The sequence below is a fragment of the Helicobacter sp. MIT 00-7814 genome (assembly GCF_003364115.1).
Classification (GTDB): domain Bacteria; phylum Campylobacterota; class Campylobacteria; order Campylobacterales; family Helicobacteraceae; genus Helicobacter_F.
Window position 1 is genome coordinate 103,676 of the sequence record NZ_NXLL01000001.1, and the last position, 20,159, is coordinate 123,834.

22 protein-coding genes are annotated in these 20,159 nt (G+C 42.2%); 3 read left to right on the forward strand and 19 right to left on the reverse strand.

Annotation, left to right across the window (positions count from 1 at the left end; all coding sequences use genetic code 11):
• The first annotated feature begins 7 nt into the window (after nt 1-7).
• On the forward strand, nt 8-241 hold the full coding sequence (locus tag CQA49_RS00520; RefSeq protein ID WP_115574010.1) for a DUF448 domain-containing protein: 234 nt from the start codon (nt 8-10) through the stop codon (nt 239-241).
• Nucleotides 229-2,823: a translation initiation factor IF-2 gene (infB, locus tag CQA49_RS00525; RefSeq protein WP_115574011.1), complete on the forward strand. Its 2,595-nt coding sequence runs from the start codon at nt 229-231 to the stop codon at nt 2,821-2,823. Before CQA49_RS00520 ends, infB begins: the two co-directional genes overlap by 13 nt.
• A gap of 81 nt (nt 2,824-2,904) precedes the next feature.
• Here infB and CQA49_RS00530 read toward each other — a convergent pair whose 3' ends face one another.
• From CQA49_RS00530 to bamA, 19 genes are all read right to left on the reverse strand, one after another.
• Nucleotides 2,905-3,624 (reverse strand): triose-phosphate isomerase, encoded by a 720-nt coding sequence (locus CQA49_RS00530; RefSeq protein ID WP_115574012.1) that lies wholly within the window; start codon nt 3,622-3,624, stop codon nt 2,905-2,907.
• 66 nt (nt 3,625-3,690) lie between these two features.
• Entirely contained in the window at nt 3,691-4,521 is an 831-nt protein-coding gene (locus CQA49_RS00535; RefSeq protein WP_181882566.1) for a tetratricopeptide repeat protein, read from the reverse strand.
• Nucleotides 4,451-5,185 (reverse strand): uracil-DNA glycosylase, encoded by a 735-nt coding sequence (gene ung / locus CQA49_RS00540; RefSeq protein WP_115574014.1) that lies wholly within the window; start codon nt 5,183-5,185, stop codon nt 4,451-4,453. The genes CQA49_RS00535 and ung overlap by 71 nt, the downstream gene beginning before the upstream one ends.
• The gene (gatC, locus tag CQA49_RS00545) at nt 5,163-5,459 is read right to left on the reverse strand and encodes an Asp-tRNA(Asn)/Glu-tRNA(Gln) amidotransferase subunit GatC (RefSeq protein ID WP_115574015.1); all 297 of its coding nucleotides are present in this window, start codon (nt 5,457-5,459) and stop codon (nt 5,163-5,165) included. Before gatC ends, ung begins: the two co-directional genes overlap by 23 nt.
• Before the next feature lie 4 nt (nt 5,460-5,463).
• A complete protein-coding gene (locus CQA49_RS00550; protein WP_115574016.1) occupies nt 5,464-5,691 on the reverse strand; it encodes a YdcH family protein in 228 nt (75 codons plus the stop codon).
• Between the two features lie 65 nt (nt 5,692-5,756).
• Nucleotides 5,757-6,128 carry a hypothetical protein gene (locus CQA49_RS00555; RefSeq protein WP_115574017.1) on the reverse strand — a complete coding sequence of 124 codons (372 nt, stop codon included), beginning with the start codon at nt 6,126-6,128 and terminating at the stop codon, nt 5,757-5,759.
• A complete protein-coding gene (locus CQA49_RS00560; RefSeq protein WP_115574018.1) occupies nt 6,129-6,884 on the reverse strand; it encodes a hypothetical protein in 756 nt (251 codons plus the stop codon).
• Nucleotides 6,885-6,925: 41 nt separating this feature from the next.
• Entirely contained in the window at nt 6,926-7,228 is a 303-nt protein-coding gene (locus CQA49_RS00565; RefSeq protein WP_115574019.1) for a hypothetical protein, read from the reverse strand.
• Nucleotides 7,191-7,784 (reverse strand): hypothetical protein, encoded by a 594-nt coding sequence (locus CQA49_RS00570; RefSeq protein ID WP_115574020.1) that lies wholly within the window; start codon nt 7,782-7,784, stop codon nt 7,191-7,193. The genes CQA49_RS00565 and CQA49_RS00570 overlap by 38 nt, the downstream gene beginning before the upstream one ends.
• Before the next feature lie 8 nt (nt 7,785-7,792).
• The gene (locus CQA49_RS00575) at nt 7,793-8,641 is read right to left on the reverse strand and encodes a hypothetical protein (RefSeq protein WP_115574021.1); all 849 of its coding nucleotides are present in this window, start codon (nt 8,639-8,641) and stop codon (nt 7,793-7,795) included.
• A gap of 123 nt (nt 8,642-8,764) precedes the next feature.
• Nucleotides 8,765-8,965 (reverse strand): DUF4006 family protein, encoded by a 201-nt coding sequence (locus CQA49_RS00580; RefSeq protein ID WP_066387173.1) that lies wholly within the window; start codon nt 8,963-8,965, stop codon nt 8,765-8,767.
• Between the two features lie 10 nt (nt 8,966-8,975).
• Nucleotides 8,976-9,842 (reverse strand): cytochrome-c oxidase, cbb3-type subunit III, encoded by an 867-nt coding sequence (gene ccoP, locus CQA49_RS00585; protein WP_115574022.1) that lies wholly within the window; start codon nt 9,840-9,842, stop codon nt 8,976-8,978.
• Between the two features lie 16 nt (nt 9,843-9,858).
• Nucleotides 9,859-10,098, reverse strand: coding sequence for a cytochrome c oxidase, cbb3-type, CcoQ subunit (locus CQA49_RS00590; protein WP_408938891.1), 240 nt, complete (start codon nt 10,096-10,098; stop codon nt 9,859-9,861).
• 20 nt (nt 10,099-10,118) lie between these two features.
• Nucleotides 10,119-10,841 (reverse strand): cytochrome-c oxidase, cbb3-type subunit II, encoded by a 723-nt coding sequence (ccoO, locus tag CQA49_RS00595; protein WP_115574023.1) that lies wholly within the window; start codon nt 10,839-10,841, stop codon nt 10,119-10,121.
• Between the two features lie 15 nt (nt 10,842-10,856).
• On the reverse strand, nt 10,857-12,320 hold the full coding sequence (gene ccoN / locus CQA49_RS00600; RefSeq protein WP_115574024.1) for a cytochrome-c oxidase, cbb3-type subunit I: 1,464 nt from the start codon (nt 12,318-12,320) through the stop codon (nt 10,857-10,859).
• A gap of 311 nt (nt 12,321-12,631) precedes the next feature.
• Entirely contained in the window at nt 12,632-13,615 is a 984-nt protein-coding gene (gene moaA / locus CQA49_RS00610) for a GTP 3',8-cyclase MoaA (RefSeq protein WP_115574026.1), read from the reverse strand.
• A 132-nt stretch (nt 13,616-13,747) separates the two neighbouring features.
• A complete protein-coding gene (locus tag CQA49_RS00615; RefSeq protein WP_258864129.1) occupies nt 13,748-15,094 on the reverse strand; it encodes a pitrilysin family protein in 1,347 nt (448 codons plus the stop codon).
• A gap of 30 nt (nt 15,095-15,124) precedes the next feature.
• Nucleotides 15,125-16,201 carry a dehypoxanthine futalosine cyclase gene (locus tag CQA49_RS00620; protein WP_115574027.1) on the reverse strand — a complete coding sequence of 359 codons (1,077 nt, stop codon included), beginning with the start codon at nt 16,199-16,201 and terminating at the stop codon, nt 15,125-15,127.
• A gap of 40 nt (nt 16,202-16,241) precedes the next feature.
• On the reverse strand, nt 16,242-18,536 hold the full coding sequence (gene bamA, locus CQA49_RS00625; RefSeq protein ID WP_115574028.1) for an outer membrane protein assembly factor BamA: 2,295 nt from the start codon (nt 18,534-18,536) through the stop codon (nt 16,242-16,244).
• A 194-nt stretch (nt 18,537-18,730) separates the two neighbouring features.
• Between bamA and gdhA the strand changes: the two genes are divergently transcribed.
• On the forward strand, nt 18,731-20,083 hold the full coding sequence (gene gdhA, locus CQA49_RS00630) for an NADP-specific glutamate dehydrogenase (protein WP_115574029.1): 1,353 nt from the start codon (nt 18,731-18,733) through the stop codon (nt 20,081-20,083).
• The last annotated feature ends 76 nt before the right edge of the window (nt 20,084-20,159 follow it).

Sequence of the window (20,159 nt, forward strand, 5' to 3'; positions counted from 1 at the left end):
TGGTATAATGCGCAATCCAAAGCAGACGAGAATGTGCATTGCTTGTAGAAAACGCTTCCACCAAAGCTTGATTTTGCGTCTTCAAGCTAGAGAAGCTGTGCTGTGCGTCTTTAGCGGGAGTGGCAGGAGCTTTTATGTATGCAAGGAATGTCAAGCAAATCCAAAAACATTAAAAAGTATTACAAAGCGCTATAAGATTTTGGAAGTTTCAGAAGGAGTAAATACAATATGGAAAAAATAAGAATAAGCGAAGTCGCAAAAGAATGCGCTAAAACACCAAAAGAGGCGCTGGAAAAAGCCCTGCAAATGGGATTAAATGTAAAATCTGTCTCTTCAAGTGTCACACAAGAAGAAGCTGGCTTGTTGTATCAATTTCTCACAACTGGCGAAAATCCAATCCCCCCAAAAGAAGAAAAAGAGCCAAAAGCGCCCAAAAAAACCACAAAAACTAAAGAATCTAAAGACACTAAAGAAAAAGCGCCCAAAAAAACCACCGCAAAAAAATCCACTAAAATACAGGAAACCCAAGATGGGGCGCAAGAAGCAGAATCTTTAAGCGCGCAAAATACTGCGCCACAAAATGAAATACAAACACAAGAAACTACAGAATCAAAAATGCCAATGCCTAAAAAAGGCTTGCGTATCGTGCGCAAAAACGAGCAGGAGGAAAAGCCAGCTACTACGCAAAAAAGCAAAACTTCGCATGTGCTAAGCGCGAGGGAATTATTCGCCCAAACACAAGATGAGGAATACAGCAGAGCTAAGCCCAAAAAAGCCACAATCAAGCCAAAAACCGCACCAAAGCACACTTCCCAGCAAAAAATGGATATTTTGGAGGATAGGGAATTTAACTTCGAGCGCGATTATGATGATGAGCAAGATGAAATCGTGCTTTTTGACTTAAATGAGCAAGAAATGCGCGATGAAGAGGAAGAAAATAGAATCAAACAAGCCATCACTGAAAGAGTGCAAGTCCATCGCAAAAGCCCATGGATGAGTGAAGGCTCGATAAAACGCGGTGGCAGAAGCAAGAAAAAATACGCACCAAAAGAAAGCGCAAAAGAGTTAAAAAGCGTTATCGCAATCCCTGAAGAAGTGCGCGTGTATGAGTTTGCAGATTTAAGCGGGAGAGAGCTAAAAGATGTCATCAAAGTGCTTTTCAATCTCGGCGTAATGGCAACAAAAAACGACTTTTTGGATAAAGATTCTATAGAGATTTTGGCTGAAGAATTTAAGATTCAAGTAGAGATTGTGGAGGATAAGAGCGAGCTAGAGGAGATTTACAAAGAGCAGGATAAGGAGTTTGCGCCAAAGGAGCGCCCAGCGGTGATTACCATTATGGGGCATGTGGATCATGGGAAAACTTCTTTGCTTGATTATATCCGCAACTCACGCATTGCCGCTAAAGAATCTGGCGGTATCACTCAGCACATCGGCGCGTATATGGTAGAAAAAAATGGCAAGATGATGAGCTTTATTGACACGCCCGGACATGAGGCTTTCACAAGCATGCGAAGCCGTGGCGCGCAAGTGACTGATATCGCAATCATCGTCATTGCCGCAGATGATGGCGTGAAACCCCAAACTATCGAAGCGCTCAATCACGCAAAGGCTGCAAATGTGCAAATCATCATCGCGATGAATAAAATGGATAAGGAAAATGCAAATCCTGATAAGCTCAAAGCCGAGTGTGCAGAGCTTGGATTTACGCCAAATGAGTGGGGCGGGGAATATGAGTTTATCCCTATTTCTGCAAAGACTGGTGAAGGCGTAGATTCTTTGCTTGAGACAATCCTTATACAAGCTGAATTGCTAGAGCTCAAAGCCCCTAGCGAAGGCAAGGCAAAAGCTGTGGTGCTAGAAGGAAGTTTGGAAAAAGGACGCGGTCCTGTGGCGACAATCATCGTGCAAAGTGGCACGCTTAAAATTGGGGATTCTGTCGTGGCAGGCACAGCATTTGGGAGAATCCGCGCAATGAGTGATGATATGGGCAAAAATATTAATGCGCTCACACCTTCTTTTGTCGCGCAAATTGTTGGTTTATCTGAAGTGCCTGATGCTGGAAGTGCACTTATTGCGGTGGATTCTGACACGCAAGCAAGGGAATTTGCACAAAAACGCGCACTTTACTTGCGCCAAAAAGAGCTAAGCAAAAGCACCAAAGTCACCTTTGAAGAGCTTGGCGATATGGTCGCGCAAGGTAATCTTAAAACCCTTCCGCTTATCATCAAAGCCGACACACAGGGAAGTTTGGAAGCGATTAAATCAAGCTTGGAAAAACTTAGCAATGATGAAGTGCGCGTAAATATCATCAGTTTTGGCGTGGGTGGCGTGAGTGAGAGCGATATCGACTTGTGCGCCACGAAGCAAAACTGCCTTATTTTGGGCTTTAATATCCGCCCAACTGGAAGCGTGAAAGCTAAGGCAAAAGAGCTTGGCGTGGAGATTAAGACTTATTCAATTATTTATGCGTTGCTTGATGAGATAAAAGGGCTTTTAAGCGGGCTTATGTCGCCAGTGATTGAAGAGGAAAACACCGGACAAGCGCAAGTGCGCGAGACTTTCAGTATTCCAAAAGTCGGCGTTGTGGCAGGGTGCATGGTGGTTGAAGGCACAATCCAGCGCGGAATCAAAGTGCGCCTTATCCGAGATGGCGTAGTCGTGCATACGGGGCAAATCACCTCGCTCAAGCGCTTTAAAGATGATGCTAAAGAAGTCAGCAAAGGCTATGAATGCGGGATTATGCTAGAAAATTTCAATGATATAAAAGTGGGTGATGTCTTTGAAACCTTTAGAGAAATCCACACACAGGCAAAAATCTAAATCCCTATCCGCCACGCTTTACCCCACGCGTGGCAACAATCCAGCTTTAAGTAATCTTTTTTAAGAATCCGCCTAAGATTCTTAAAAGACAGAATCTATAATTTGTAAAAATTTCTCTCTCTCTAAGCTCGCACTTCCTACCAGCACGCCATCGACATTTGGCAAAGACAAAATTTCTCTTGCATTTTTTTCATTCACGCTACCACCATAAAGTAGTGGCGCGCTTGAAAGGTTACGCAAAATTTCATGCGTATCTTGTATCTCTTTTAGGCTCGCACTCACCCCCGTGCCAATCGCCCAAATAGGCTCATACGCGATAATGAGATTTTTATACTTCACATCAATGCCTTCAAACTGACTTTGCAAAAATTCCGCAACTTTCCCATTCTGGCGCACTTCTAAACTCTCACCAATGCAGTAAAAAATACTAAAATTTTGCTCTTTGAAAAACGCAAACTTTTGCGCCACACTTTTTTGATTTTCGCCAAAAAGGCTTCTGCGCTCGCTATGCCCGATAAGAATGGTGTTAATGCCAAATTCTGCGAGTTGCTCTAAGCCAATTTCGCCCGTAAATGCGCCATTTTGCGCATTTATAGCATTTTGTGCGCCGATTGTGAGGGTGCGAAATTTATTTTCAAGCAAAGCACTTTGGTTAGGGAACACCACGACACGCGCCTTTGCCTTAGAATCCGTCTTAAAATCCCCAGTCAAAGTAGAATCCAGATTTTCAACATAGCTCTTTGTCTGTGCGCGCGTGAGGTTGCATTTGAAGTTCGCCGCGATGATTTTTGTTTGTCCCATATTCTCCCCTTAAAATTTTTTATATTATTACACAAAAGCGCTAAAACAAGCCTTTTGCGCTTAAGATTACCACGTCTCCAAAGTGGTTTTGTCAGAATCTTGTGGTATTTGGTGCAAGCCCTCTAAATTTGGCGCAAAAAACTTTGTGGCGTGAGAATCTGGTGTTTGTGAATGCTGAAAATCTCTTTTAAAAATTATTGCCTGCGATTGCTTTTTAGCAAGTATTTCATCGACATAGGCGATATTTTGCGCGCTTTGGGTGGTTTGATACAAGCTAAGGGCGTTTGTGTAAGCGATTTTGCTCTCACTCAAACGCTCCAGCATAAAAAGCGTATTGCCAAGATTATGCCAAATTTTGGCACGCTGAAGCCTAGAGCTTATTCCATTAGATGTATCACCTTCGCGGAAGTGAATTCCGCTCGGCTCCGCGAAAGCTTGTTTACACTTCGCTTGCGCGCACATACTCGGCGTTTTTTGATTGCTCTGATCTGTGGATTCTGCAATGTTGTTTGGTTGATGAGATTGTAAGATTCTATCCTGCTGGTTAGAATCTAACGCATTTTCCCCAGCACATGGCAACTCAAGCGCTTGTTTGTAAAATTTTAGCGCACTTGCAAAAGAATGCAGTTTGTAATGCGCATTTGCGAGGTTGTAGGCATTTTTGCAAGTTTTTGAGCGCGCATAAATATCATCATAGATTTTCAGCGCCTTTTCATAATGCCCGCTTTTATACGCCACATACGCATAAATGGCATCAAAATCAAGCGCGCCCAAAGGTGCAAAAGACACACAAAGCATAAGCAAAAAATAAGCGCGCCTCACTTTTTCACAAACTCCAATCAATGGGGCTTTGTCCGCACGCGATAAAATAGGCTTGTGCCTTTTCAAAAACGCCACTGCCTACAAATCCTTGCGCTAGCGGGCTTGGGTGCGGCGCGGTAAGAATGCAATGTTTTTTAGGATCGATTAAATGCGCCTTTTTCTTTGCATACGCGCCCCAAAGCATAAAAACAATGCCTTCAAAATGCCTAGAAAGCGCACTTATCACGCAATCGCTGAAATTTTCCCAGCCAAAGTCTTTGTGCGAAGTTGGTTTATTTGCCTCAACGCTTAAAATCGCATTGAGTAGCAACACGCCTCTTTCGCCCCACGCGCTCAAATCGCCGTGATTTGGCGGGATAAAAGAAGTCGTGCGCACAAGCTCTTTGTAAATATTTTTGAGTGAAGGTGGCGGGGGAAGCGGTCTTGGCACAGAAAAGCTTAGCCCCATGGCTTGAGGGATAAGGGTTTCTGCACCATTAGAATCTCTCACCCTAAGCGCGCCATGATAGGGATCTTGTCCCAAAATGACAACGCGTACATTTTGCGGAAGCGTGAGATAAAAAGCCTTGAAAAGTAATTTTGCAGGTGGATAGAGAATCTTGCCAGCTTTATACGCGCGCAAGTATTCTGCCCTGATGGAAGCAAAAGAAGGGCTTTGCAAAAAATCGCCCAAAAGCTCCTTCCATTCGTTTGGCAGCTTGATAGAATCTAGCGTGCTATTCGATGATTTTTGGCACAATAAAAAAGCCTTCTTCGCTCTGTGGTGCGTGCGCTAGGACATCTTTAGCGATATTGCTATCTATTGGCACATCTTTGCGCATTGGTGTTTTGAGTGTCTCTTTTTGGAAGCCATTTTGGGAGTCCTCGGGCATTTGGATATTGAGCGTTTCCAAATTTTCCACAAAGCCTAGAATCTCACTTAGTTCTATGGCGATTTGCTCCTTTTTTTCCGCGCTTAAATCTAGCATACTTAGGCGCTCAAGCTTTTCTAAAAGCTTAGAATCTATTTGCATAATCCTAGCCCTTGTGTGCTTTGCGGTATTCTAAAATCATCGCATACGCTTCATCTTTGAGCAAAAGTTTTTGTTTTTTCAACACTTCTAATTCCATATCAGAAAGCAATTCCTCGCCATCTTCGATACGCTTAATTCTATCATCTAACTCATTATGCTCTTCAAAAACTTTCGCAAAATGCGCGTTTTGCGTCTTTAGCGCGGTTACCTCATCTCTGTATTCGTGAAACATGCCAACTCCTTGTGTTTAAGTAAGCATGCATTATAAGATATTTTTCCTAAGAAAACATTAAGAGCTTACTTTTTCAATAGAATCTGACGCTTGGTGATACGCTGGGTGTTTGCGCTCACGGGATTTTTCACAAAACCACTAATATCGAGCATATAAAGAGAATCCTCCAAAGGATTTATGCGCGCGGTGAAAAAATAGCCCTTTTCAAATTGCGCCTCTAAAAGCCTGCATTCGTTTAATCCTAGCGTTTGCAGGCATTTTAGGGCAAGATTTTGCATACTTTTTGCATAGAGTTCAAGTTGAGTTTTTGCGTGGATATGGGCTTTTGGCGCGACTGGTGAAAAGGCAAAAAGATAACTTAGAGTAAGCGTAATAAAAATAAACAAAAACACGCTATAAAGTGTGCTAAAGGCGCGTGTTTTATAAAATTTTTGCATTTATGGAATCTCCACGACAAGCGCATTTGTATTCACAAACGCCCCACCTTCAAAACACAGAGAATCCCTACAAAAGCTAATAACAACAAACTCGCTCAAATCCTGCAAAAAGACTTGTTTCAATTCAAAACTCTGCACAGAATCTAGCAAAAGCTCGTTATTAAAAAAGAGTTTATTATCCACATACTGCAAGTGCATAGTCTCTTGCTCTAGGGGCAAAAGCGCCTTGCAGGCTTGCGGAGGGGTGGAATCTAGCGTGAGCTTATCTTGTGAAGCATTTGTAATCTTAGCAAGATTTGCCTGCGCGAGAACTTGCCCTTGCGCGTTTTGCTGCAGACAAAGAAGCGCTAGACTTTCGCCTGCAACAAAGCTTTGGGCTTGCAAATGTGAAGCAAGATGCAGGGTTTTACCTTGTGTGAAAAGGATTTCAAGCGGGACTTTTGGCAAAAGTAGTTCGCTATCTTGCGCGCTAAATCTTGGATTTGTGAAGTTTTTATCCCCAAAGCCAAAGAGCTTTTGCCTATCGATAAGATGAAATGTTACGCTTGTGGGGGAAAGTGTGAGGTTTATAGAATCTGAAAGGAGATTTTGTATTTTTAAAAGTGCGATGTGAGAATCTAGCGTGCGCGTGGGGGAGAGGCTAAAAAAATGCTTGCTAAATTGCAAGCTCGCGCTCACACACGCAATGCCAACCACGCCAAAAATCACAATGCTACATAAAAGCTCGATGCTCACACTCGCGCGGGATTCTCTCATTTTTTATCTTTCATTTTTCTAGCTCTCATTGTTTCTAGCTCTTATTTTCTAACCGCTTGGGCTTTGATATATTTAAGCGTGTAAGGCAAGGGCGCGGTGGTGTTATTGAAAGTGCAAGAATTAATGTCGTAAGTTTTGTTGTCAATTTTTAGCGTTTGAGGAGTGCAAGGAAGAGAATCTAGGGCTAAAATATCAGCAAGAGAGCTTGTTTGGGCGTATTGCAAAGAAAATCGATGAGAGCTAAAGCGCATAAGTGCGAAAAGCAAAAGCAACGCAAACGCGCACAAAAGCAGTGCATTCAGGCTTTCAATGAGGATAAATCCCCTTTTTTTGTTTGTAATCATGCGGCAACTCCCCGATAAAAACATCCTCTTCAAAATGCGCTTCTTTGGAATCTGCATATTTTACGCCAAAGCGCATTTTATAGCGCCCAGCTTTTGGCATGCTAAGCATTTCGCAAGGCTCAAAAATATTTGGCTTTGTTTGGCAAAGTTTTGGCGTGAGTGGCGGGATATTTTGCAAAAAAGATTCTATTGTGGCAGTTATTTCATTAATTGCAACTTCGTTAGCAGGATTAGTTTGCAATTCAAGCGCAAAGCTAAACGCGCTAGCATTGTTAAAATTGCTTTTTTCAAACGCGCGGGGTTTGTATTCATAAGGTGAAGTGAGGGCAAGATCTTTAGAATCTGTGTGTAAAATCACTTTTGTATGCGCTTCAAAATCGCGCTGTGAGTGCAAAAACTCATTTATGCGCTCATCAATCACGCGCTTTTTATCCCCAAAGCTTAGCTCATCTACTATGGGATTTTTCACCGCTATCACCACGCCAACGCAAATTATCACAATCCCAAAAAGGATAATCCCAACAATGGCTAGGGGCCAATAATTTTTATTTTTCATTTTTTGCCTTATTTCTTTTTAAATTTCGAGCTAAGGAATACAAAGCCTAGCACGCCAAAAATGCAAAAAAGCATAAAATACATACTAAACTTTACAAAGCCCTTGCCTCCGCTTTCATCGCGCGGGATATTGTTTGCAAGACTTGTATTAAAATGCGCGGCTATCAAGTCCGCAGCTTCGCTATAACCATTTAGCACCACGGCTGAAAGCCTATCGCTTTGCAATTCCTCATTTGGCTTTGGCAGCAAAGGCACCATATATTCAAAATACACACGCTCGGTATCAAACACGCCCTGTGCATTTTGGCTTAAGTCAATGTCGATTTTTTTCTCATTTGGATAGATGAAAATTGTAGCGTATAGCGGGGCGTTGTCAAGCTCTTCATTAATCCCCTCATTAATTCCATTTTGCACATTTAGGTTGGAAAGAGTATAGAGTTTTTCAAAACTTTTTAGATTCTGCTTAGAATCTGTGATTTTTTGCAAGCAATTTGGCAAAGTTAGCTCTAAAGTCGCGTTATTAACGCGGACTTTATTTAGGAGATTCTCACATTCTTTTTTAGAGTCTGCAATCACAGCGACAAAAAACGCAAAATGTGTCTTTTCATAAAGTTCTGCGCCAAGTATTTCAACAAATCCTTGCGTGTTTGGCTTGAGATAGAAATTATCATTTTGCAAGACAAATTTTGAGATTTTTGCAAAGGGAATCTGGGGTGCGTTTTGAGATTCTAAATTTGTATGAGCAGTGTTAGATAGAGAGCTAGATTCTGCATTATTTTGAGAATCTAGCGCGTTTGCGCCCGCAATTTGTGCATAAGCGCAAAAGAGGCAAAATCCAAAGACAATTCTTAACAGCATATTACACTAAATGCAAGAATAAATCCGGCACAAAAGGCATAGCGATTGTTGTAAGGATTGTAATGATGATAAGCGTGCCTAACACTTTTTCCATTGGTGTAAAGTTATTCATAATGTCCTCCTTTACTTCGCGTCTTTGAAATAAATAGAAGCATTTTCAACTTCTTGAGGAATGCTTTTTTGGTCTTCTATTTTGTAATAATTAGTCGCTTGCTCTTGCTGTGTCAAAATCGCGCAAGTGCCCAAAAACCCAACAACGCTCAAAAGCACAACCACAGCGAGCAAAAAGCCAGCTAATCCATTGATTCCAAACAATCTATCCATAACTTCCTCCTTATTCTTCAACGCTTAGAGAGCGGATATAGGCATTAAGCGCTTCTTCTTGAGTGGTAGCGAAATTTGCATAGTTAAATGAAGGCATGATTCCGATATGACCTTTTTTACCATGATCAAGCACGCGTTGCAAGAATGCTGTAGTGCCATAAAGGCTCAAATCTGCTGCCATTCCTTCTGAACCTTTGCCATCTTCGCCATGGCAAGCCACGCATTGATCAGCAAAGATTTCTCTACCTCTATCAACTTCATTTTCAAATTTAGTGCTTTTCACGCTAGAAACTTCTTTCATCACATATGCTGCGACTGCTCTTGCGTCATCATCGCTCATTTCAAGCGGATCCATTGCGCCCATTTCATAGCCTAAGCCATCACTTCCATTTTTGATAGTATCCATAATGCCTTCTTCTTTGCCCCAAAGCACGAGATTCTGTGCTTTACCTTCCATACCATCAGCGCTTGGTCCGTGGCATTGTGAGCATTGCACTTGAAAAATGCCTAATCCCATTGTTTCAAGTTGTTCTTGCGTGAGGCTTTCCCATGTTTTTTGGTAAGCTGCGTTGTAAGCTGCCACCTCTTTATTGTATTCACCAATTTGTGAGAAAGACTTCAATGGGTAACCTGCAAAGAAATACCAGAATCCCCAAATAATCACACCAGCAAAACATGCCAACCAACCTACAGGGACATTATTTGCAAACTCACCTATGCCATCCCACTCATGCTCAAGCTGTGTCTCACCCTCGCTTCTTGCGTTTTTCATCTTTTTGAGATACAACCCCATGATAAACGCTGTAAGGATGAGAATCACCACCGCGCCTAGCAATGCTAAAGCATTTACATTATCTGATAAATTTAACCATTGCATACCAACTCCTCCTTAATTATTTGCCTTTTCTCAAGGCTTTTTCATTCTCTAATGGCTCGATGAGCGCATCATTTAAATCATCTTTTAATGCCAAATCCGCGTATTTCTCATAATCGCGCTTGCCCTTTTGTTGCGAGGAATACAAATGGTAAATATAGCCATATAAAAAGACTACACACACAAGAGTGCAAAGGGTGTAAAGCCCGCTTGCATGCTCGCTAATAAATCTTACAATAAAAGCACCCATCTCGCTCATTTGTTTTCCTTTATGCGCAATTACTTAGCTTGTGGCACGCGGCGCTTTTGCCCTAGGCTTTCCATATAAGCAATAAGCGCAACAATCTCTTTTACTTCGCCTCTTTCAAATGCGTCTTTCACTTCTTTATTTGTCATTTTTGAAACAATCTCTTTTGCTTCGTCCATGAAAATTTGATGTGCTTTTGCTAGAGTTTGCTTATCGCCCTTTACATACTCATATGCGCCGATTTGCACGCCACCTTCTGTGTCATAAGGCACATTAAAGACAACTTTTTGTGTGTAAGCCTCTGCAAAGGCAGTTTCAAAATCCACATCTTTATCATAGAGATGTTTATATGCAGGCATAATCGAACCAGCTACGCGAGAAGTAGGCTCCCACATATGCCCATCATGCCAGTCGATTGAGCTTTTATCGCCGATTCTATGCAAATCTGGTCCTGTCCTTTTTGAGCCCCAAAGGAAAGGTCTATCATAAGCGTATTCTCCGCTATAGCTGTAACTTCCATATCTAGCAGTTTCAGCTTGGAATGGGCGGACAAGCTGAGAGTGACAGTTATAGCAACCCTCTGCGATATATACCTGCCTACCCGCAGTTTCTAATAAGCTATAAGGCTTTAATCCCTCAATCGGACGCGCAGTTTTCGCAAATCCGGGCAGAATCTCAACCAACCCGGCAATTGAAAACACAGCCAAAAAAGCAAGTGTGAAAAAGAATGGATTTCTTTCTAAAAAACTAAACATACCCTACCTCCTTATTTAAGCTGCCATTGGTGTAGCATTAGCAGGCTCTTTATCGAGGATTCTCCCTGAAGAGATAGTCATTAGAATGTTATAAATAAACAATATAAATCCTACCAAATAGAGCAATCCACCAATACCGCGAATGATATAGAATGGAATAATGTCTTTTACTGTGTCGATAAACACATAAATAAGACTACCATACTCATCTACTGCGCGCCACATCATACCTTGTGTGATACCTGCAATCCACATACTTGAGAAGTAAAGGATAATGCCTATAGTCATCACCCAGAATTGCGCGTCTATAATCTTTTTAGAGTAAATCTCTCGCTTAAAGATTCTAGGCACCATGTGATACACTGCCACGATAATCATAAAGCCAACCCAGCCAAGTGCCGCATCATGCACATGCCCGATAATCCAATCTGTAAAGTGCGCAAGGGCATTTACTGAACGAATTGATTGAATCGGTCCTTCAAGCGTTGTAAGCATATAGAATGTCGAAGCAAGGATTAAGAACTTGATCATCGGAGATTCTTTAATCTGATTCCACTCGCCGCGCATTGTTAAAAGCATGTTAATCGCTGTTCCCCAAGAAGGCAAAATAAGTATCACAGAGAATACTGAACCCAAAGTCTGAATCCAATCTGGCGTAGTCGAATAAATAAGGTGATGCCCGCCAGCCCAAATATACACAAACATCAATCCCCAGAATGAGAAAAGTGTAAGTTTATATGAGAAGATTCTTTGTCCAGATTCTTTTGGAAGGAAATAATAAATAAGCCCGATAATACCGGAAGTAAATACAAATGCCACAGCATTATGTCCCCACCACCATTGCACCATCGCGTCATTTGTCCCACCATAAAATGAGATAGAATGCCAAATACTACCAACACCTGCTACAAGCCCTGTTGGGACTGAAAGGTTATTGAAAATATAAAGTGTTGCGATACCTACAAATGTCGCGATGAAATACCAAAGCGAAATGTAAATAACTTTCTCTCTTCTCACACCCATACTTCCAAACAAGCTCACACCCCAAAGCACCCACACAAGCACCACAACAATATCAAGAGGCCAAATAAGCTCTGAATATTCTTTGCTTTGAGTAAGTCCGCCAAAAAGCGTGATAACAGCTAGTACCATAAGCACCATATAAAGCCAAAAATGCGCCAAGCCAACAGCTTTCAAAAACGGATGCTCGTGGTAAGTGATCTTAAGCACTCTTTGTCCTAAATAATACCAAGACGCCCAAATACCGCTTAGTGTGAATCCATAGATAATCCCATTTGTGTGCAATGGTCGCATCCGCCCAAAAGTCCCATATTCTGAAGCTAAGTGATTAAGCTCAGGGATTGCTAGCTGAAAGGCTGCTACAACGCCTATCAACAACCCGACAAATCCAAATAGCAACACAGAAAAGACAAACAACTTTGCTATCGAGTAGTCATACTCCAAAGTATTACTCTGCATACCCACTCCTTATTCTTGATGTTAGAGAAACTTACATTCTAATACTTCCTAAATTAAAGCTTTATTAATATGCAAATATAGATTAAATACTCTAAGAAATTTCAAGAAGATATTACTTTTTTACTCAAAATGAGAAGTGAAAGCCCAAGATTCCCTTTAGAATTCTTAAATGAATATAAAATTTTGTAGTTTTTGAGGAAGAAAATAGAGAATCTCACAACGCTTTTGCCAAAGTTTTTAGAATCTGCTTTAAAAAGATGATTAAACTTATCCCAAAAGCTCAAACATATTGCGATATTTTTAACTTCTCCTTAGCCTCCGGTGTGATAAAACGCACGCGAGGAAATTTGCGCGCCAGATTCTGCGCTCCATTGATTTTTTTCAGGTTTATTTATTACAGCAAGCTTGAGAAGCTCCTCCATACGCGCTTTATCACCATTTACAATAGCTTCGCTCACATCAACAGAATCTTGATAAAACAAGCAAGGGCACAGCACACCTTCACTTGTAAGGCGGATTCTATTGCAACTTTCACAAAAATCATCTTCATGCGGCGCGATAATCCCAAACGCATAAGGCTTGCGCCCAGCGCTCTTAGGCTCATCAATTTCCCAAATCTTTGCCGGTCCAAAATTTTCTTTTTGCAAAGGCTTCAGCGCATAACGCGTGGAAATGATGGAAAGAATCTCCTCGCTACTAAGCGAGCTTACATCATCTTTGGCGTGGATATTCTCCATAAATTCTATATAGCGCAGCATGATTCCGCGCGCCTTAGCAAATTCGAGCATATCTAAAATCTCATCTTGTGTGTAGCGCAGTGCCACCATATTGAGCTTAACTTTGAGCCCGGCTTTTTGGGCAGATTCTATCCCGCGCAGGATTTGAGGCAGAGCGTCTTTTTTAGAAATCACCCTTATACGCTCATTTTTTAGAGAATCTAGCGAAATATTAATGCGCTTTAGCCCCGCGTCTTTGAGCTTTTGGGCGAATTTTTCAAGCAAAAAAGCATTGCTTGTAAGCGCGATTTCTGTGTCTTTATTATGCGCATAGATTCCAGCAATAAACTCCGCAATATCTGGGCGCAAAAGTGGCTCGCCACCGGTTAAGCGGATTTTTTTAATACCATTATCAAGTGCGATTTTGACAAATTCCAGCAGTTTTGAAAGCTCCAAAGCCTTCGTATCAAAAAAATCTTCCGGCGTGTCCGGCATACAATACGCACAGCGGAAGTTGCATTGCTGTGTGAGCGAGATACGCAAGTAATCAATCTTGCGCCCAAATGAATCTATAAGCATCATCTAACCTATTTTTGAAGTAGGCGCAATCATACCTCAAAAAATATAATGCTTTTTAAAATATAAACACCGCGCGACAAAGTTTATATAATTTATGAAGTTTGTAAGGGATTACGCGCGATTGATAAAAGCCTATTTTTTGCCCTCATCAACGATACTAAAGCTCAAATCCAAAATTTCACTATGGGCTTTGATAAATTCATTTATCTCTTCAAGGCTTAAATCCGTGATTTTTGCGATATCTTGCTTGTGGCTATCAAGTGGCATGGAACGCAAATAGTTTGCAAACTTTGTATTCAAGCGCTGTGAAAGTGTCTCCTCGCCCAAAGGCTCACTGCCGAGCAAAAATGCCTTTGCGGAATCTAGCTCCTCTTGCGTGATTCCATTTTTGATAAATTCTGCCATAACCTCTTTTAGCACGCTTATAGCCTCATCTTTGGAATCTAGTCCTGTTTGCAATGCGCCAGAGCCGAAATTCACCAAATCACTTCCGCCATTAATACTAAAATACACAGAATACGCAAGCCCGCGCTTGACGCGCACTTCCTCCATAAGGCGCGAGCCAAAGCCAGAACCACCCAAAACAAAGCTCATCACTTTTGTTTTGTAATTTTCCTCTATCGATGCGTTAAAAGGCGAGGCAAAGTAGATAAACGCCTGCTCTGTTGGCTTTGTTTCGGTTATAGAAGTAAGCGTTGCACGCGGGGAAATATGAGGCTTTTTCACACTTTCACCCTTTGGCAAAAAGCCTAAACTCTCCTTCAAGCTCTTTTTTAGAGAATCTAGCTCCATATCGCCCCCAGCGACGATGACAAGGCGAGAAAGCACGAGATTTTTTTGCAAATAATCTTTAATATCTTGCAAATTTATAGATTCTATACTTTGCAAATCACCATTAGCAGGGAAAGCCATCGGTGTGCCTTCAAAGAAAATAGCGCGCAGATTTTTCTTTGCAATGTAATCAAAGTCATTTTCCTTGGCTAAAAGCGAGGCTTTGGTGAGCATTTTTACTTTTTGCAAAGCGCCTTCGCTTACATTTGGATCTTTTAAAAGCTCAAGCAAACAGACTTGCGCAAAATCTTGATACTCTTTCAAAAACTCCAAACTAAAGCTAAGCGTTTGCGTGCTTGCGCTTATACTTAAATCAATTGCCTTGCTTTCAAGCTTTTTGGCAAACTCCACACTTCCTAGATTCTGTGTGCCTTCATCTAATAAAAGCGCGCTTAGCTCCGCAAGCCCGGCTTTTGAAGGCGCATTTAGATTCTCCACATTATCATACAAGCTCCCGCCACCATTGAAAACAAGCTGGATAAAGCCCCGCGGTAAAAGTGTGCTTTTTTCAAAAATAATGGGCACGCGCACATCGTTGATTTCCACATATTCCACACTTTGATCGTCTTTTTGCTGACTTACCATCAAATACACACCCCCTATAAGTATCATAATCGCAATAATACCACTTAGGATTCTTGCTTTCATCACGCGCTCCTTAACAATGTTTTCAAAATTTTAATAGCGCTCTAAAATTTCATACGCCGTATTGCGCTTTGCAGCGTTGTAGCCTAAATCTTTGATAAGGCTTATCATCTCTTGCTCATTCATCGAGTGGCTCACACCTGCAGAAGAGACGACATTTTCTTCCATCATCGTGCTTCCTAAGTCATTTGCGCCAAAAAGCAAGGCAAGCTGTCCGATATATGAGCCTTGCGTCACCCACGAGCTTTGGATATTTGTAAAATTATCAAGGTAGATTCTACTGCAAGCCAAAAGGCGCAAATAGCGGTTTGAGCTAGCACGCTGGATATGAGGGAATTCAACTTTTAGCGGGGTATTATCCGGCTGGAAACTCCACAAGATAAACGCGCGGAATCCATGATATTTATCCTGCAGCTCCCTTATGCACTCCCAATGCGCCACGATATCTTCGTCCTTTTCTACTGAACCAAACATCATCGTCGCCGTGCCTTTCATACCGATTTTATGCGCGCTTTCATGCACTTCAAGCCATTCTCTTGTATCAAGCTTTTTTGGCGCGATAATATCTCTCACGCTATCGCTTAAAATCTCCGCGCCCGCGCCCGGAATCGAGCTAAGTCCGGCTTTTTGCAAACGCAATAAAACTTCAGAAATCGGAATCTTTGAAACCTTTGCGATATAATTAATCTCAATCGCGGAAAAGCCATGTATGGTGATTTGCGGGTATTTTGTGTGGATATGACTTACAAGCTCTTCATACCATTCGATTTTGAGCTTTGGATGCACGCCCCCTTGAAAGAGAATCTGCGTCCCGCCAATTTCTAGCAATTCATCGATTTTTTGATCAATCTCTGCAAAGCTTAGCACATACACGCCCTCTTCGCCAAGCCTTCGTTTAAATGCACAAAACTTGCAATCTACCCAGCATGCGTTGGTGTAGTTAATGTTTCTATCAATGACAAAGGTGATGGTTTTGCTCGGGTGGAGCATATCGCGGATTCCCCGCGCGCGCAAGCCAAGCTCTTTGAGCGAGGCATTTTTCATCAAATACAAAATCTCATCATTGCTAACGCGATTAGGTTTTAGCGTTTGTGTAGGTGTGTTGCTCATTAGATTTGCCCTCTTTGTTTAATCTTAGAATCTCGTCCCCCTAGAATCTCGTCCCCATAGTGAATTCAAATTTTGAAGTATAGTCATTTGGCTTTGGATTAATCGCTTGTGGGAATACAAGCACGATAGGACCAATGGGGCTAACCCACTCAATCGCCACGCCCCACGACGCGCGCTGCGTCTCTGTGAGGGAATTAATACCTATCATACCATAATCTGCAAAAAGCGCGATACGCATTTGCGCCTTTTCAAGCAAACCATAGCTTAGTTCCACAGAGTTTGTCAGCATATAGTTACCACCCACGCGGATTCCATTAGGCGCGGCGTCGTGGTAGTAGCGCGGTGTGAGCGAGCTTATTTGATAGCCCCTCACGCTTGTGATACCCCCCATGTAAAATTTACTTGTAATCGGTGCATAGCCTTGATCAAATATCGCGCCCCCTTGCGTTTTATAGCGCGCGATTAAGTCTAGTCCGATGAGGCTTTTTAAATGTTTGTAAGCAGCAAATTTTCCATAAATTTTGGTGTATTTCTCACTCCCGCCAAGCCCGGCGTATTCGATATAAACAGAGGCGATGATACCATTTTTAGGGAAGTAGTAGTCATCAGTATTGTCAAAGCTAATGCTCGGGCTAATCGCGCTTTTTATCGGACCATCTAAAGGCGTGACGCCGTTTTTGTAAGTTTGGGCGAAGTAAGCTTCATAGGCGGTTTGGATTGTAGAATCATAGAAGTTTAGAATCTGCGTGGTTGAAAGCGTGTAGCCTAAAGAGATTCTAAAAGTATCACTTAGCAAGCGCCCAAAGGTAAGGCTCACGCCATTTGTGCGCTCGCGATAGTCCCAGTTGTAGTAAGTAGAGACAAATGCGCTCACAGATTCACTATATTCAGAATCAAAAATGCGCGGGTTTGAAAGGGTGAAGTTAAAAAGCTGGCGTCGATAAGACCAATCCACATACAACTGCCCGCTATGCCCTGTCCCAAAGAGATTGCGCTCCCTAATAGAGGCATTCACCATAAATCTATCATAGCTCCCATAGCCAAAGCCAAACATAAGCTCGCCTGTGCGCGACTCCTCCACACTCACAAGCAAATCCATAGAATCTTCGCTCACCCTGCGCTCTTGTATCTCAACTTTCCCAAAATAGCCAAGCCTTTTTAGCGCATTTTCTGAGCGTCTTAATTGTGAGAGGCTGTATTCATCGCCCGGTGCCAAAAGTAGCTCGCGGCGGATGATTCTATCGCCTGTGCGTGTGTTTCCTGTGATGATTACATCATTAATCTTTACTTTCTGCCCCACCTGCACATAATAAATCACCTTGACTTCAGAATTTGTAGAATCTTTATCCAAATCCGGATTCGCCCGCGCAAAGGCATAGCCCAAATCCGCAACTTCTTGCTTGATAATATCAATATCTGCACGTAAGTTTTCAATATTAAAATACTCGCCCTCTTTGATTTTAAGCTTTTTTACTAAAACTTCTTCATCCATAACCGGAATCTGCAAAAGCACCTTCACTTCTGAAACCTTATAGCGCTCGCCCTCGTTAATTTTATAATGCAGCTGCGCGGTGTAGTCGCTAAAGTTTGCCTCCAAAAACGCCGGGCTCACATTTGCATCTAAGAATCCTTTGCGCATATAGGCATCTTGGATTCTCGCGTTATCATATTCTAAGTCATTTAAGCGCAGTTTCCCATCATTGCGCCCCCACAGCCAGCCAGCAAATTGCTTTTGCCTATTTGCCGCTAGCTCCTCGACTTCGCTAATGCTAAGCTTCTCTCTGCCCTCATACTGCGCTTTTGTGATGGTGATATTTTCGCCCTGATTGACATTGAGCGTGATAGCATACGCACCATCGCCGCCCACACTTTTTAACTCCTCATTCACCACGCTTCCATAATAGCCTTGGTATTCTAAAATCGTTTTTATCACAAGTTTTGCGCGCTCTAACTTGACTTCATCAAAGCTATCGCCTTTTTTAATGCCTATTTGGCTATAAAGTGTCTCTTTTTCTTGCTCGCTTCCATAGCCTTTAATTTCGACACTTGCGACTTTTGGGCGTTGCTTGAAATGAAAAGTTAGCACGCCAGATTCAAAGCTTGCATATACATCTTCAAAATAGCCCTGCTTGAAAAACTCCTGCACCGCAGTATCCACAGCTTGGATATTAAGCTCATCACCGGGCTTAATCTTAGAAATCTCGCTTGCAAGCACATCTGAGATAACTTGCGAGCCTTGATAACGCACCGCACTAATTTGCACCGCACCTAGAATCTGCACGCTACATTGCAAAAGCACAAATATGGGAAAAAAGATTCTGATAAAAGTTTGCATATTCCTCTTAAAATGATGTATTTTTTGGGACTTAAACGCCCTTGCAAGCGCAAGAAAATGCACTTGAATCTAAAGAGGCGCAATTATACTTTAAATTTCTAAAGATAATTTAAAAATTGATGAAATTAAAAGTATTCTAAAGCTATAATGCGCCTGCAACTTCGTGCAACTTCAATTTTATTTAAGGAGAATCTATGTCTTACACAAGCAATGTTTTAGCCAAGCTCAAGGAACAATATCCTTCACAAACACTTTTCCATCAAGCAGTAGAAGAAGTTTTTGAATCTCTCGAACCAGCGTTGCAAAAAGATAAAAAATACGAGTCTTACTCGATTTTGGAACGCCTCGTAATCCCTGATAGAGAAATCCATTTTCGCGTGAGCTGGGTAGATGATAAAGGCAAGATTCAGACAAATCGCGCGTATAGAATCGAGTTTAACTCTGCAATCGGACCATACAAGGGCGGTTTGCGCTTTCACCCAAGCGTAAATGAAGGCGTGATTAAATTCCTAGGATTTGAGCAAATTTTCAAAAACTCACTCACAACGCTTGCAATGGGCGGGGGCAAAGGCGGAAGCGACTTTGATCCAAAAGGCAAGAGCGAGGGTGAGATTATGCGTTTTTGTCAGGCATTTATGAATGAGCTTTATCGCCACATTGGCGCGCATACCGATGTCCCAGCGGGCGATATAGGCGTGGGCGGACGCGAGATAGGCTATCTTTTTGGGCAATATCGCAAGATTACCAACCGCTTTGATGGCGTGCTTACAGGCAAGGCGCTTAGCTGGGGCGGAAGCCTTGTAAGGACAGAGGCTACAGGCTATGGTTGCGTGTATTTTGCACAAGAAATGCTAAAAGCGCGCAAAGAAAGCTTGGAGGGCAAAATCTGCGCAGTTTCTGGAGCTGGAAATGTGGCAATTTATACCATTGAAAAGCTCTTGCAGCTTGGCGCAAAACCTGTGACTGCGAGTGATTCTAAAGGTATGATTTATGATGAAGATGGCATTGATGTGGCACTTTTAAAAGAAATCAAAGAAGTGCGCAGAGAATCTTTAGAAGAATATGTAAAAGTGCGAAAAAGCGCAAAATACACAAAAGTAAGCGATTACAAAGACGGCACAAATGCTGTTTGGAGCGTGCCTTGCTTTGCAGCATTCCCAAGCGCGACACAAAATGAGCTTAATTTAAACGACGCAAAAACACTTCTTGCAAATGGCTGTAAATGCGTGAGCGAGGGCGCAAATATGCCTTCAACAATAGAGGCTGTGCATCAATTCTTGCAAGCAAAAATCTGCTATGGTCCGGGCAAAGCTGCAAATGCTGGTGGCGTGGCAGTCAGCGGGCTAGAAATGGCACAAAATGCAAGTATGAATCCATGGACTTTTGATGTGGTGGATGCGCGCTTGCATAATATTATGGAAAATATTTTCCAAAACGCCTCGCAAACTGCTGCGGAATTTGGCGATCCTACAAACCTCGTGTTGGGCGCAAATATCGCAGGCTTTAGAAAAGTCGCTGGAGCGATGATTGATCAAGGTGTGATTTAAGGATTTTTCCTTAAATCTAGCGGGGGATTTTATCCCCTTCCCACCATTTCATTTTAAAATTTCAGAATCTGCTATT